This is a genomic window from Sphingobium sp. B2D3A (assembly GCF_025961795.1).
Classification (GTDB): domain Bacteria; phylum Pseudomonadota; class Alphaproteobacteria; order Sphingomonadales; family Sphingomonadaceae; genus Sphingobium.
Map to the genome: position 1 here is coordinate 2,087,790 of NZ_JAOQOI010000001.1, position 13,870 is coordinate 2,101,659.

Here is a 13,870-nt window from a genome sequence, read left to right on the forward strand (position 1 = left end):
CGTCAGGTGGACCAACAGGGGAGCCGTTCATGCCGCATGTCATCGATCGCGCCGTCATCAATCATGAGGCGACCACGCGCGAGGGCTTTCTCGAACGCGCCTTCGCCTTCGCGTTTCGGGGCCTAGTCTATGCGCAGATCTGGGAAGACCCAGTGGTGGACATGGAGGCGCTGGCGATCACGCCGGAGAGCCATGTCGTGACCATCGCCAGCGGCGGCTGCAATGTGCTCTCCTACCTGACCGCCGATCCGGCCCGCATCACGGCGGTCGATCTCAACACGGCGCATATAGCGCTCAATCGGCTGAAGCAGGTCGCGGCGCAGCAATTGCCCGATTATGCGAGCTTTCGCCGCTTCTTTGCCGAGGCCGACAGCGCGGAGAATCTTCGGGCCTATAAGGCCTATATCCGCCCGCATCTGGACGAGACGGCGCGCCGCTATTGGGAGGGGCGCGATCTGGTCGGGCGGCGCCGCATCGGCATGTTCCGCTCCGGTGCTTACAAGCGCGGGCTGCTCGGCGGCTTCATCGGCGCGGCGCATCTGGTGGCGCGGCTGTACCGCATTGATCCGCGCGAACTGCTGGCCGCCCGGGACATGGATGAGCAGCGCCGCATCTTCGAGGCGCGACTGGCGCCGATCTTCGAGCGCAAATTCATCCGCTGGCTGACCGATCAGCCCGCCTCGCTCTTCGGCCTCGGCATCCCGCCCGCGCAATATGATGCGCTTGCCGGCGATGAGAAAATGGCGGCGGTGCTGCGCAAGCGCCTCGAACGCCTCGCCTGCGATTATGATCTCAAGGCCAATTATTTCGCCTGGCAGGCCTTCGGGCGCGGCTATGGCCGCCATGCGGATGCGCCGCTGCCGCCCTATCTCCAGCAGGATCATTATGAGGCCGTGAAGGCGCGCGCCGACCGGGTCGATATCCGTCACGCCAATATGACTGATTGGCTCGCCCAGCAGCCGGATGCCAGCGTGGATCGTTATGTGCTGCTGGATGCGCAGGACTGGATGAACGACGCGCAGTTGATTGCGCTCTGGTACGAGATCACCCGCACAGCCCGCCCCGGTGCGCGGGTGCTCTTCCGCACGGCGGCCGAGCCAAGCCTGCTGCCGGGGCGCGTGCCTGATCAGATTCTGGAGCGATGGCATTATCATGGCGAAGACTCGCTGCGCTTCACCCGCGCCGACCGCTCGTCCATTTATGGCGGCGTGCATCTCTACAGTTTGAAGGGCTAGGCTGTGTCGCACATGGACCGCATCGGCGCGGCGAGCGACCGCCATGCGCGCGCGATGGACGCGCAATATGCGCTGCAGCGCCACACCTACGACATCACCCGCAAATATTATCTGCTGGGGCGGGACCGGCTCATCCGCGATCTGGTCGTGCCGGTTGGCGGATCGGTGCTGGAGATCGGGGTCGGCACCGGGCGTAATCTCGCGCTGGTCGCCCGGCATTATCCGCAGGCGCGGCTCTTCGGGCTCGATATTTCTGCGGAGATGCTCAAATCGGCGCAGCGCAATATCGCCCATGCCGGCGCGCACTCGCGCACCCTGCTGGAGCGCGCGGATGCCGCCCGGTTCGATCCGCAGGCCTTGTTCGGCGAGCCGGGCTTTGACCGGGTCTACATCAGCTACAGCCTCTCGATGATCCCGCAATGGGAGGCGGCGCTCGCGCAGGCGCTCTCGGTCGTCGAACCGGGCGGGTCGCTCCATATCGTCGATTTCGGCCAGCAGGAGCGCTTGCCTGGCTGGTTCCGCGCCGCATTGCAGGGCTGGCTCGGGCGCTTTCACGTCACGCCGCGCGAGCCGCTCTTTGCCGTGGCCCACGGCCTTGCCGCGACCTATGGCGCAGACCTGTCCTGCCGTGCGCTGTATCGCGGCTACACCTGGAACGTGACGATCCTGCGGTGAGCGCCGTCGATTTCGGCTGCGCCTTGGCCGTGCCTGCCTTATGCTGGCGGCCATGGATTTTCATGACCTGATGCTGCGCTATTTCGGCAAGACCGAGCTGGAAGAGTTGCCTCCCGACGCGATGGGCGCCGGAATCGAGCGGATGCGCGTCGATTTCGGGCTGGAGAAGGATCCGGGCCGGCGGTTCGGCCTGTGGGCGCTGTTGCACATGCTCGGTGGCGCGCCGGACCTGGACGTCGCGTTCAAGGACCCCGCCGAGCGCGAGGCCGCCCGCAATTTCATGGATATGGCCGCGCGGCTCACTGACGCCGACGAAACGGGCTGATGAATTAGCCGAAGCGGCGAAGGGCGGCGAGGAAGGCCTCGCCATATGCCTCCAGCTTGCGCTGGCCGACGCCGCTGACCAGCGCCATATCGCGCAGGGACTTCGGGCGGATCGCGGCCATGTCGCGCAAGGTGCTGTCATGGAAGATGACATAAGGCGGCACCCCGGCCTCCTGCGCCAGCGTGCGGCGGCACTCGCGTAGCGCATCGAAAACCGGGTCGTTGACGGGGTTCTCCCCCTTGTCGCGGCCACGCCGGCGCTCTTTCTTCGGCTGAATGACTAGCTCGACGCGCTCCTCGCCCTTGAGATAGCCGCGCGCCGCCGGGCCGAGCGCCAGCCCGCCATGGTCGGTGGTGGTCAGCGCATCATGCACCTGCAGAGCGCGGGCGACCGGCTTGATGAGCGCGGCCTCGTCGCCCTCGATAATGCCGAAGACCGACAGGCGATCATGCCCGCGCTGGGAAATCCGGTCATTACCCCGCCCGGTCAGCACGGCTTCGAGGTGACCGAGGCCAAAGCTCTGGCCAGTGCGGTGGACAGCCGAGAGCAGCTTTTGTGCGGTCAGTGTCGCATCGATGCTGGCGGGGGGCGAGAGGCAATTGTCGCAATTGCCGCAGGTGGGTGGCGGGTTCTCGCCGAAATGGCGTAGCAACACCGCGCGGCGGCAACGTGCCGTCTCGACCAGCGCGCCCAACGCAGCGATCCGCGTGCGCTCGCCGGCCTGACGTTCCGGCTCCACCTCGCTGATCCGCTGGCGTGCGCGCATGAAATCCTCTGCGCCCCACAGCAGCGTCGCCGTCGCCGGATCGCCATCGCGGCCGGCACGTCCGCTCTCCTGATAGTAGCTCTCGATGGACTTGGGCAGGCCGGCATGGACGACGAAGCGCACGTCCGGCTTGTCGATGCCCATGCCGAAGGCCACAGTGGCGACCATCACCATCTCTTCGCTGGCGAGGAACGCGGCCTGATTGGCGGCGCGCAACTCGCCGGGCAGTCCCGCATGATAAGCCAGCACCGGGCGCCCCTTGGCACCGAGCGCCTCGGCAAGCTGCTCGGTCGCCGCGCGGGTTGGCGCATAGATGATGCCGGGGCCGGGATTGGCCGCCAGAATATCGGTGAGCTGACGACGCAGGCCATCGCGCGGCTGCACGAGGTAACGGATATTGGGCCGGTCGAAGCCGGAGATGATTAGCCCGTCGGCCGGAATGCCGAGCTGGGTGAGAATATCCTCGCGGGTGTGGGCATCGGCGGTCGCGGTGAGCGCGAGCCGGGGGACATCGGGAAAGGCGTCGAGCAGCGGACGCAGCAGGCGGTAATCGGGACGAAAATCATGGCCCCATTCCGAGACGCAATGCGCCTCATCGATCGCGAAGAGGCTGAGGCGAGACCGCTCCAGCAGCGCGCGGAACCCGTCTCCCGAGGCGCGCTCTGGCGCTACGTAGAGCAGGTCCAACTCGCCGGCGACCAGCCTGTCCTGCGTCTCGCGCCAGTCGGCGTCCACCGACGTGAGGCTCGCCGCGCGGATGCCGAGCGCTCGCGCCGCGCGCAACTGGTCGTGCATCAGCGCGATCAGCGGCGAGACGACAACGCAACAGCCCGGCAGCGCGAGCGCAGGCAATTGATAACAGAGCGATTTGCCGGCCCCGGTCGGCATGATCGCCAGCGTCGGGCGGCCCGCCAGCACCCGGTCCACCACCTGCGCCTGCACGCCCCGAAAAGCCTCGAAGCCAAAGACGCTTCGGAGCAGGGCGGCGGGATCGGCAAGCATCGGGCGGCTATAGGGTGGGGAGGGGTGAGGGGGAAGGGCAGAATGGCCCTGCCGACCGTTCATCATCTGTCAGTGCGGCAGAACAGGTGGTTCCTGCCAACGAAAAGCCGCAAAACGGCCGCATCTCATTCGCTTATGTTTCCTCTGCGCCCTCGCGGCTCAGCGCATACTCCACATGGCTCTCGGCCTCGTGAACGCCAATCGTCCAGCCATTGGATTGCGCCAAGGCCGGTACGTCAATTTTCGCCACCGGATCATCGGCCAGCAGCAATACGGAATCATGGTCGCGCATCGCGCGAGCGGCGCGCAGGACGGGCCACGGGCATTTCAGCCCCCGGGCGTCGATGCGCGCCGGATCACTTCTTTTTGTCAAATGGGTTCCGTGCGCTACGCAGGTTTAGCCGGATTGGCACGCCCGAAAAGTCGAGCGCCTTGCGGATGCCATTCACGAGATAGCGGCTGTAGCTCTCCGGCACCTCATCAAGACGCGACCCGAACACCACGAACGTTGGTGGCCGGCTGCGCGCCTGGGTGATGTAGCGCATCTTGATCCGCTTGCCGCCCGGTGCCGGCGGCGGATTGGCTTCCAGCGCCTCATCGAACCAGCGGTTAAGCAGGCTCGTCGGCACGCGCTGCGACCAGCGGCGGCGGGTATCGAATGCCGCTTGCAGCAGATCGTCAATGCCCTTGCCGGTGGCGCCGGATACAGTGAGCAGCGGCACGCCGCGCACCTGCGCAAGCCCGTCTTCCAGCGCCTTGCGGACGCCCTGATACAGCGACGAGCCATTCTCGGCCACGTCCCACTTGTTGAGCGCGATCACGAGCGCACGGCCCTCGCTCAGCACCTTGTCGGCAATGCGCAGATCCTGCGCCTCAAGCCCAAGCGTGGCATCGAGCATCAGCACCACGACTTCCGCAAAATCGACGGCATGAAGCGCATCGGCGACGGAGAGCTTCTCCAGCTTCTCCTGCACCTTGGCCCGCTTGCGCATGCCGGCGGTGTCGATCAACCGCACCGCGCGCGCCACGCCGTCGGGCGCGTGCCAGGTCCAGTCGACGGCGATGCTATCGCGCGTGATGCCGGCTTCCGGCCCGGTAATCAGCCGCTCTTCGCCCAATATGCGGTTGATGAGCGTTGACTTGCCGGCATTAGGCCGCCCCACGATGGCGAGCTTGAGTGGCGCGCTGTCGTCCAGTTCGTCCTCGTCTCCCACATCATCCTCGTCGCCCTCGACGGGTAGGTCTGGCTCGTCCGCCTCGACATGCGGGCGGATCGCCTGGAACAGGTCGGCAAGACCTTGCCCATGCTCCGCGGAGAAAGCCACAGGCTCATCAAAGCCGAGCGAAAAGGCTTCCATGATCCCGGGGTCGGCAGCGCGGCCCTCGGCCTTGTTGGCGAGCAGCACCACCGGCGTATTCCCGGCGCGCAGCCAGCGGGCGATATGCTCGTCGAGCGGCGTGATGCCCGCGCGCGCATCGATCATGAACAAGGCGACCGAGGCACCCTGAACCGCCATTTCGGTCTGCGCGCGCATTCGGCCCGGCAGGGTCTGCGCGTCGTCTTCCTCGAAACCGGCGGTATCCACGATGCGGAACTTGAGGCCGAGCAGTTCAGCATCGCCCTCGCGCCGGTCGCGCGTGACGCCGGGCTGGTCATCGACAAGCGCGAGCTTCTTGCCCACCAGCCGGTTGAACAGCGTGGACTTGCCCACATTCGGGCGGCCGACGATGGCGACGACCGGAAGGCTTCCGGGCGGTGTGTCGCGGTCTGGGCGTTGTCTTTTTGCCATCAGCGGAACGCGAGGATGCGTCCCTCGTCCGTCAGCACGTAAAGCATGTTGTCCGCGACGATGGGCGGCAGGGTGAGACCCTGCTTGAGGTCGCGCTCCTGCAGCACCTTGCCGCTCGTCGGATCGACGAACGCCATCGCGCCTTCGGTGGAGACGAGGATGAGCTTGCCGCCCGCGAGGATCGGGCCGCGCCAACGGATCGGGCCGGTCTTCTTCTTCGGCTTGCGCCAAGCCGGCAAATCGCTGATCCACCGGATCTTGCCGGTGGCGCGGGTGATGGCGAGCAGCTGGGACTTGTCGGTCACCACGAACACCCAGTCGCTCACCACCAGCGGGGTGGCGATGCCGCCGATGTTCAGCTCCCATAGGCGCTGCCCGCTCACCAGCTCATAGGCTGCCATGCGGCCGCCTTCGCCGATCGCGAACACCTGGCCCCGATCGATCACCGGATCGGCGTCGATGTCCGTCAGCATGGCGACTGAGGTGGAGATGCTGGTGCGGCTGAGCGCATCGCCCCACAAAGCGCGGCCATTCTCGTAGCGATAGGCCGTCAGTTCGCCCGAGCTATAGCCGGCGATGACCGAACCCTGCGCCGCCGCCGGAGCGCCGACGCCGAACACGCCCGTGGCTTCCAGCGTGCCGCTGTCCGTCCACACGACCGCGCCGTCTGCTTGCGAGAGCGCGAAGAGCTGGTTGTCCTGGCTCATCACATAGGCATTGCCGTTGGAGAGCGTGGGCGCACCGCGGAGCGGGCCGCCTGGCTGCACTTTCCAGATCTCGGCGCCGTCGGCAACATTCAGCGCCGCAACGGACCCGGCGCCGGACGTGGCGAACAAACGGTCGCCCTCGACACTGACGCCGCCACCGAACTGCACCTGCGAAGGCTGGTTGGGCGAGCGAATGCTCTTCGACCAGAGCCGCGCGCCTGTCTTGGCGTCGAAGGCGGAGACGGTCGCATCGGTGTCGATCACGAACAGCTTGCCGCCTGCGACGACCGGCGCGGCGGCCAGCCGGCTGCGCGAGCCGCCACCGGTCACCGACGCCGACCAGGCCTGCTGGATATTGTCGCCGAGCGCGACATGGCCGATGGCCTTGGCGGCATTGCCACCCGATTGCGCCCATGCCGGGTTCACGACCGGCGGCGGCAGCGTTACCACCTGCGCTGCCACGGCGTCGTCCACGGCCAGCACATTGTTGCTGCCGAGGATGGAAGTGCGGTCGCCATGCACGGGGGTCTTGGGGCCGCTCTTCCCGCCGCATCCGGTCAGGAGCAGCAGGGCCGCAGGAATGCCGATCCAGGCGGCGCGATATGATGTGGGATTACGCATCCTCGTGGGTTTCTCTTTCAATGGAATCAGGAGGCAGGCGTGTCAGCGGTCGGCCCGGCTTGCTTGGGCGTCGTCGCCGATCCAACCATGCTGGCCATTTGTCCGGCGCGCAGCTTGATGGATTCAGGCACCAGCGGATCGTTGGCCATCTCGTTGAAGATCTTGCCGGCCTGATCGCGCTGGCCGGCCTTGAGGTGGGCGATGGCGGTGAGTTCACCGGCGCTGCCGAACCAGCTATTGCCCGGCACCGCCAGCGGCTTGAGCGCGGCGATCACGTCCTGCGGCTTCATGCTGTCGAAGGCGAGGGCAGTCCGGCGCATCAGCGCGGCGTCCTTTGTCGCGGCCGGCGCCTGCGCGTCGGCCAGAACGGCATCATAGGCGGCAAGCGCGGTCTTGGCGTCATTGCGCCCGCCTGCCAGTGCGGCCCTGAGCATTTCCGCCTGCGCGCGATAGCCCGGGCCACCTTCGGCCATGATCTGCTTGTACACCCCGTCATCCAGCGTGGCCCGCTGGGCTGCGCTCATCAGCCGGGCGAACTGCTCGCCATTGGCCTCGGCCTTCTGGGTCTGGTGGTGCTGCCAGTAGAGCCAGCCGCCAAAAGCAGCGAGGCCGAGCACGACGACAGCGATGACCAGACGGCCGTAATTCTTCCAGAAGGACAGCAAATCGTCCTGCCGCACGGCATCGTCGATCTCGCGGAGCAGGGCCTCGTTCTGATGTGGCGTCAGGGCCAAGTCTCTATCTCCAGTCGGCTGAAAAAGCGCAGGGGCGCATGAAGGGATTTTGTGGCCGCGGACCTTAGCGGCGGATGAACTCTGCGCAAATCACTTTTTGGCGCCATAAAGCTGGGCCTCGCCGGGGAAGCTGCGCGCGCGCACCTCCTGCGCATATTGGGCCGCCGCATCGCTGATCGTCCCGGCAAGATCGGCATAGCGCTTCACGAAACGCGGCGTGCGCTCGAACATGCCGAGGAGGTCTTCGGTCACCAGCACCTGCCCGTCGCAGGCTGCCGAGGCGCCGATGCCGATCGTGGGACAGGGCACGTCGCCCGTGATCTCGATGGCGAGGTCTTCGATGACGCCCTCGATCACCATCGCGAAGCAGCCGGCGGCGGCGACGGCGCGGGCATCATTGCGGATTTTGGCGGCTTCGGCTGCATCGCGGCCGCGCGGTCCATAGCCGCCGAGCGCGTTCACCGCCTGCGGCGTGAGCCCGACATGGGCGCAGACCGGGATGCCGCGCTCGGAAAGGAAGGCGATGGTCGGCGCCATGGCCTCGCCGCCTTCCAGCTTCACCCCTGCAGCGCCGGTCTCCTTCATCAGGCGCGCGGCACTTGCGAAGGCTTGCTCAAGCGAGGCTTCATAGCTCCCAAACGGCATGTCAATGATGACGGCGCTGTGATAGCTGCCGCGCACGACCGCAGCGCCATGGGCGGCCATCATCTCGAGCGTGACGGGCACGGAGGAGGGCAGGCCGTAGATCACCTGCCCGAGCGAGTCGCCCACCAGCAGCAGGTCGCAATGGGGATCGAGCAACTGCGCCTGCCGCGCGGTGTAGGCGGTCAGCATCACGATTGGCGAGTCGGTCACCCCATCGACTTTGCGCGCGCGGATGGCGGGAATGGTCAGCCGACGCATCGGCGCCGGCGTGGGGTTCGCCCGGCTGGTCGCCGTATCGAGGGTGTAGGTGGCGGACATGGGCGCGCTTTAGCGCAAGCGCTTCGATTAGCCTAGGCTGCGCGGGCGCGTGGGATAAATATGCTCCCCTCCTCTTCAGAGGAGGGGCCGGGGGTGGTGGCGATGCGCAGCATCGCAACCTTATTGATTGGCCGCGACGTTGTCGCACCACCCCAACCCCTCCTCTGAAGAGGAGGGGCTTAGGTTACATGATTGCCACCCACGGCGACGGTCGAACCTCTACTCCTTGTCCACAACACCCTGCGCGGCATCGCCCACATCCTGCGCTGCATCGCCGACTTGCTGCGCCGCCGTGGACACCGCGTCGTTCTTGTTATCCTGGCTCTGCAGCAGGAAGTAGCCGCCCACCGCGAGGATCAGCAGTGCCACGATCGCAATGATCGCGGTTGCGCTGCCCCCGCTCGAGCGCTCGACGATTACCGTTTTGGGTTCTTCGGCCATGTCATCCTCCACCTGATTGATGGCGGAGAAACGATCATCGCGCGGCGCGGTTCCGGTCAGAGGAAGGCGCTGAGGCGTCCCCGCAGCTTGTCGAGCGCAGATTTCTTGATTTGGCACACCCGGGCCGCGCCGATATCGAGCGTCAGCCCGATTTCCTCAAGGTTCATCTCTTCGACGAAGTAGAGCTGCAGCACCATTGCCTCGCGCTCGGGCAATTCCTTGATGCAGGCGGAAACCGCGCGCTTGAGGGATTCCCGCTCCAGCACTTCCTCGGCGCCCTCGGTTGCATCGGCGAACCACATCGACTGGTCCGAATAGACCTCGTCCATGCTCTGGTGTTGGGCCATATCCGTCCCGTCGGCAAGCTCGCGCCAGCCAGCGGCATCAAGACCCAGATGCGCGGCCACTTCGCTATCCGCGGGCGGACGGCCGAAGCGTTGCTCCAGCGCGCGACGGGCATCCTGAATGGTCTTGCGGCGCGCCATCGCCGAGCGACATAGGGTTGCATGGCGGCGCAGATGGTCGATCATCGCGCCGCGCACGCGCATCTGCGCATAGGTCGCAAAGCCGAAGCCGCGATCCTCGAAGCTGTTGGCCGCCTCGACCAGCGCGACCATGCCGATCTGCAGCAGATCCTCGATCTCGATGGCGCTGGAGACGCGCCCGTGGACATGCCAGGCGATCTTGCGCACCAGCGGCATATATTGCTGCGCCAGCTGATCCGGTGAGGCACCGGGCCGGCGACCGTAAGTCAGGGCTGCAACCTCAAGCTGTGCGCTGTGCATGGGTCTCATCTACGCTGAAAGGTTTAACCGGGAATTTCCGAGCAGGGCGGAGGCGTGTGCGGATTATGCTGCGCAATATCGTCATGCCGCCTGCAGCCGCTCGACCTGATGGATGCGCGTCTCGTTGCCAACCACCGCGACGACTTCCACCGCCTTGCCGTCCGGGATTTCCAGGAAGGAGAGCACCGGAACGTCGGGCAGATGCGGGCGGAACAGGCGGGAGAGGGCGCGACGCGCCACCGGTGAGGTCACGATCGCAAAGTTGCGGGCCTGTGCCATCAGCGGACGGGCCGCCTCGCTCACCTGTTCGATGAGGCGCTGGGCCAGCGCTGGTTCGATGGGGTGATGGGCATCGGCGCCGACGCGCATGGCCTGCGCGAGCAGGCCTTCCAGCTCGCCATCCAGCGTGAGCACCGGGAGCGGCGCTTTCACTGGCACGATGCTCTGGATGATCAGCGAGCCGATGCGCTGGCGGACCGCCTCGATAAGCGCGTCGGTGGACATGTCCCCGCGCGCAACGATCACCATGGCTTCGGCGATACGACGGAAGTCCTTGAGCGGAATGCCCTCAATGAGCAGCCCGCGGCACAGCGCGGCGATCTGCGCGAGGCTCAACGGATTGGGCGTCAGGCCCTCGACAAGTTGCGGCGTCACTTCACGCAGTGTGTCGAGCAGCTTCTTGGCCTCGTCCATGCCGAACAGCTCAGCGGCGTTCTGCAGGATGAGATGATTGATATGCGTGGCGATCACCGTCGACGGGTCGACGACGGTATAGCCGGAGACGACCGCTTCGCTGCGCCGCTCCATCGGAATCCACACCGCGTCTAGCCCAAAGGTCGGGTCCTGCGCAGCGCGACCCTCGATCCGCTGGGTGATGTCGCCGCTGTCGAGCGCCAGCAGGCTATCGGGGAAAATCTCGTCCTCGCCAACCACCACACCGGCGATGGTGATGCGATACTGGTTCGGGCCAAGCGCGAGATTGTCCTTCACCCGGATCATCGGCACCACAAAGCCCAGTTCGCGCGAGAGCTGGCGGCGAATGCCGGTGATCCGGCCGATCAGCGGCGCCTCCTTGCGCTCGTCGACCAGCGAGATCAGGCCATAGCCGATCTCCAGGCCAAGCGCGGCGCCGTCGGAAACGTCGCTCCACTCGATGTGGGCAGGATTTTCGACCACCGCCGGTTCCGCCGGTGCCTCGCTGCGGGCCTTGGCGGCCTTGCGCAGCTTCCACGCGATGAACCAGGCGAGGCCGGCAGCAGGCAGGATGATGAGGTGCGGCATGCCCGGCACGATGCCGAGCACCGTGAGAATGCCGGCAACCGGCACCCAGGCGCGGCTGTGGCCGAACTGGCTGGAGATCTGGCCGGAGAGGTCATGCTCGGACGTGACCCGGGTCACGATCGCGGCTGCGGCGATGGAGAGCAGCAGTGCAGGCACCTGCGCCACGAGCGCGTCGCCGATGGCCAGTAGGATGTAGGTCTGCGCGGCTTGCCCGATGGAGAGATCATGGCTCACCAGACCCAGGGTGATGCCGCCGAGGATATTGATGACGAGGATCAGCACGCCGGCGACGGCGTCGCCCTTCACGAACTTCGAGGCACCGTCCATCGAGCCGTAAAAGTCAGCTTCGGTCGCGACTTCCTGCCGGCGGACCTTGGCCTGCTCGGCGGTCAGCAGGCCGGCGTTGAGATCGGCATCGATGGCCATCTGCTTGCCCGGCAGGGCATCGAGGGTGAAGCGGGCAGACACTTCCGACACGCGGCCCGCGCCCTTGGTGATCACCACCAGGTTGATGATCATCAGGATCGCGAACACGAAGATGCCGACGACATAGTCGCCGCCGATCATGAAATTGCCGAACGCCTCGATCACATGGCCGGCCGCGTCCGATCCATTATGGCCGTTGACCAGCACAATGCGCGTCGAGGCGACGTTGAGCGCGAGGCGCAGCAGCGTGGCGAGCAGCAGCACGGTCGGAAAGCTGGAGAAATCGAGCGGCTTGGCGGCGTTCAGCGCGATCATCAGCACCGCAAGGCTGATCATGATGTTGCCGACGAAGCCGATATCCAGCAGCAGCACCGGCACCGGCACCACCATGAACATGACGAGCAGCAGGATGGCGAAGGGCAGAGCTGCCCCGCGTGCCGAGTTCTTCCAGATGCTGCCGTTGATGTCGTTGCGCGTCATGGCTGGCAATTACCTTCCGAGGGTGGCGAGCATGAGGTAGGCAAGCCGCGCGGTTTCAGCGCGCGGCGCGAATTCGGGATAGGGCTGCTTTTCGCTCAGTGTCTGGTTCATCGTCAGCCGCTCCTGCGCGATGCGGACATAGTCGGCGGGCATCACGGTCTGCGTGCCGTCCATCGCCATATCGCTTGCCGCACTGCCGGCGGCCTGTCCGCCCGCCGCCAGCTTCTGGGCAAAGCTCGCGCGGATGTCCGTCAGGCTGCGGGCATTGCCCTGCCGGTCGAAGAACACCGAGGCATTGGCCCGCGCGGCGGCGGGAAACAGAGCGGCGCCGGAAGCATCCGGTGCCTGCGCCATGGTCGTGAGGAATTTCGCTGCGCCGCCTGCCCCCAGAAAATGGGCGAGGTAGAGATCGACCGCCTCAGCCGGTCGGCCGATGCGCTCTTCAAGATAGGCGCGATTGTCGGTGGCCAGCTCCGCCGCCATGATCGAGGCCGTCTCGGGATGATTGCGCAGGTCGAGGATTTGCTGGCGCAGGGCCGGGTCCGAAACCACGTACCGCCCGTTCGCCGTGCGCTCAATGGCGTTGGACGCCCAGTCCATGCCATATTTCGCGCCATGGTCGTTGACGATGGAAAGCCAGCTCTGGTCGATAAACTGGTAGAGGCCTGTCGCACTGGAGGTGCGCGCGCGCGCCGTCGGGTTCAGCGCGCTTTCCACATGCGCCTGGCTCATCAGATAATTGAAATCCACACCGGTGCGACTGCTGGCCTTGGCAATGGCCTGCGTCACCCTGGCGGCATTGCTGCCCTGGGCCGAGTTGGTGGTCAGTCCATTCACGGACATGGCGACTAATGATCTCCCGTTGGTACCGAGGATCAAAAAGCAAGATGCGTGCCAGAATTGGTTAACGGCGGATCGGGACTTTTGGGACGATAAGACGCGCGGCGACACGCCCACAGGGCGCAGCGGGCTTAACGTGAAAGTCGGGATATCCGGGTCGAGCCGAAGCTCAGCCGGCGCGCTGGTACAGCGGCTGGGGCACGTCCAGATCGCGATCGGCGATCGCGCCGTGCATCTGCGTGGTCATATCGCCGAGCAGGCAGGCGAGCATGCGCGAAGAATCCAGCTCCTCGATCAGGTCGCTAAACCGCGCCTTGATCGCAGGATCACGCTCCCAGGTCTCGATGGATTTGATCGCATCGAGCGATATGCGGAACAGGTCCATTGCCGTTTCGATGGCCTGCGGGTCGGCGCTTTGCATGGCAACCCGGAGCGAACCGGTCGCGGCCGCGAAATTCTCGATGATGGACAGGTTCATTTGGGGCACGTTCAGGCGCGCAGATGAGGAAGATCGAGGTCGATCATGCGATCGGCGATCTTGTCGGCATCGACCGGATATTGGCCCGAAGCAATGGCCTGCTTGACGCGGTTGATCCGGTCCATGTCCACCGGGGCGCCCTGCGCGGCCATGCGCGCGGCGGGGGTGGCTGCCGATTCCGCCGCCTTCGCAGGCGCAGGCTCGGCGCTGACTGGCGCAGCGGAGCGGGCTTGTGCAGCATCGCGCAGCTTGGCTGCCTCTACTGCGGCGCTCGTCGCCTGGCCAACAGACTTGATCATTCCAACGTCCTTTCTGTCCAAT

15 protein-coding genes are annotated in these 13,870 nt (G+C 65.9%); 3 read left to right on the forward strand and 12 right to left on the reverse strand.

Annotated elements, in window-relative coordinates:
* Positions 1–29: 29 nt before the first annotated feature.
* The 3 genes from M2337_RS09695 to M2337_RS09705 are packed head-to-tail and all read left to right on the forward strand — an operon-like array spanning position 30 to position 2,235.
* Positions 30–1,235 (forward strand): DUF3419 family protein, encoded by a 1,206-nt coding sequence (locus tag M2337_RS09695; RefSeq protein WP_264570063.1) that lies wholly within the window; start codon positions 30–32, stop codon positions 1,233–1,235.
* A gap of 12 nt (positions 1,236–1,247) precedes the next feature.
* Positions 1,248–1,910: a class I SAM-dependent methyltransferase gene (locus M2337_RS09700; protein WP_413716232.1), complete on the forward strand. Its 663-nt coding sequence runs from the start codon at positions 1,248–1,250 to the stop codon at positions 1,908–1,910.
* Positions 1,911–1,962: 52 nt separating this feature from the next.
* Positions 1,963–2,235, forward strand: a complete 273-nt coding sequence (locus M2337_RS09705; protein ID WP_264572228.1) for a hypothetical protein — start codon at positions 1,963–1,965, stop codon at positions 2,233–2,235.
* A 4-nt stretch (positions 2,236–2,239) separates the two neighbouring features.
* Here M2337_RS09705 and recQ read toward each other — a convergent pair whose 3' ends face one another.
* From recQ to flgM, 12 genes are all read right to left on the reverse strand, one after another.
* Entirely contained in the window at positions 2,240–4,003 is a 1,764-nt protein-coding gene (gene recQ, locus M2337_RS09710) for a DNA helicase RecQ (RefSeq protein ID WP_264570064.1), read from the reverse strand.
* 133 nt (positions 4,004–4,136) lie between these two features.
* Entirely contained in the window at positions 4,137–4,376 is a 240-nt protein-coding gene (locus tag M2337_RS09715; RefSeq protein WP_264570065.1) for a sulfurtransferase TusA family protein, read from the reverse strand.
* Positions 4,360–5,793, reverse strand: coding sequence for a ribosome biogenesis GTPase Der (gene der / locus M2337_RS09720; RefSeq protein WP_264570066.1), 1,434 nt, complete (start codon positions 5,791–5,793; stop codon positions 4,360–4,362). Before der ends, M2337_RS09715 begins: the two co-directional genes overlap by 17 nt.
* Entirely contained in the window at positions 5,793–7,121 is a 1,329-nt protein-coding gene (locus M2337_RS09725) for a PQQ-binding-like beta-propeller repeat protein (protein WP_264570067.1), read from the reverse strand. Before M2337_RS09725 ends, der begins: the two co-directional genes overlap by 1 nt.
* 26 nt (positions 7,122–7,147) lie before the next feature.
* The gene (locus tag M2337_RS09730; protein WP_264570068.1) at positions 7,148–7,855 is read right to left on the reverse strand and encodes a tetratricopeptide repeat protein; all 708 of its coding nucleotides are present in this window, start codon (positions 7,853–7,855) and stop codon (positions 7,148–7,150) included.
* 90 nt (positions 7,856–7,945) lie between these two features.
* Positions 7,946–8,818, reverse strand: coding sequence for a 3-methyl-2-oxobutanoate hydroxymethyltransferase (gene panB / locus M2337_RS09735; protein WP_264570069.1), 873 nt, complete (start codon positions 8,816–8,818; stop codon positions 7,946–7,948).
* A gap of 219 nt (positions 8,819–9,037) precedes the next feature.
* On the reverse strand, positions 9,038–9,259 hold the full coding sequence (locus tag M2337_RS09740; RefSeq protein WP_264570070.1) for a hypothetical protein: 222 nt from the start codon (positions 9,257–9,259) through the stop codon (positions 9,038–9,040).
* Positions 9,260–9,315: 56 nt separating this feature from the next.
* Positions 9,316–10,044, reverse strand: a complete 729-nt coding sequence (locus tag M2337_RS09745; protein WP_264570071.1) for a FliA/WhiG family RNA polymerase sigma factor — start codon at positions 10,042–10,044, stop codon at positions 9,316–9,318.
* Between the two features lie 81 nt (positions 10,045–10,125).
* A complete protein-coding gene (flhA, locus tag M2337_RS09750; RefSeq protein WP_264570072.1) occupies positions 10,126–12,231 on the reverse strand; it encodes a flagellar biosynthesis protein FlhA in 2,106 nt (701 codons plus the stop codon).
* 9 nt (positions 12,232–12,240) lie between these two features.
* Positions 12,241–13,068: a transglycosylase SLT domain-containing protein gene (locus M2337_RS09755; protein WP_413714898.1), complete on the reverse strand. Its 828-nt coding sequence runs from the start codon at positions 13,066–13,068 to the stop codon at positions 12,241–12,243.
* Between the two features lie 172 nt (positions 13,069–13,240).
* The gene (locus M2337_RS09760; RefSeq protein ID WP_181559394.1) at positions 13,241–13,549 is read right to left on the reverse strand and encodes a hypothetical protein; all 309 of its coding nucleotides are present in this window, start codon (positions 13,547–13,549) and stop codon (positions 13,241–13,243) included.
* Between the two features lie 11 nt (positions 13,550–13,560).
* Complete coding sequence (gene flgM, locus M2337_RS09765; protein ID WP_264570074.1) at positions 13,561–13,848, reverse strand: flagellar biosynthesis anti-sigma factor FlgM; 288 nt, start codon at positions 13,846–13,848, stop codon at positions 13,561–13,563.
* Between the last annotated feature and the right edge of the window lie 22 nt (positions 13,849–13,870).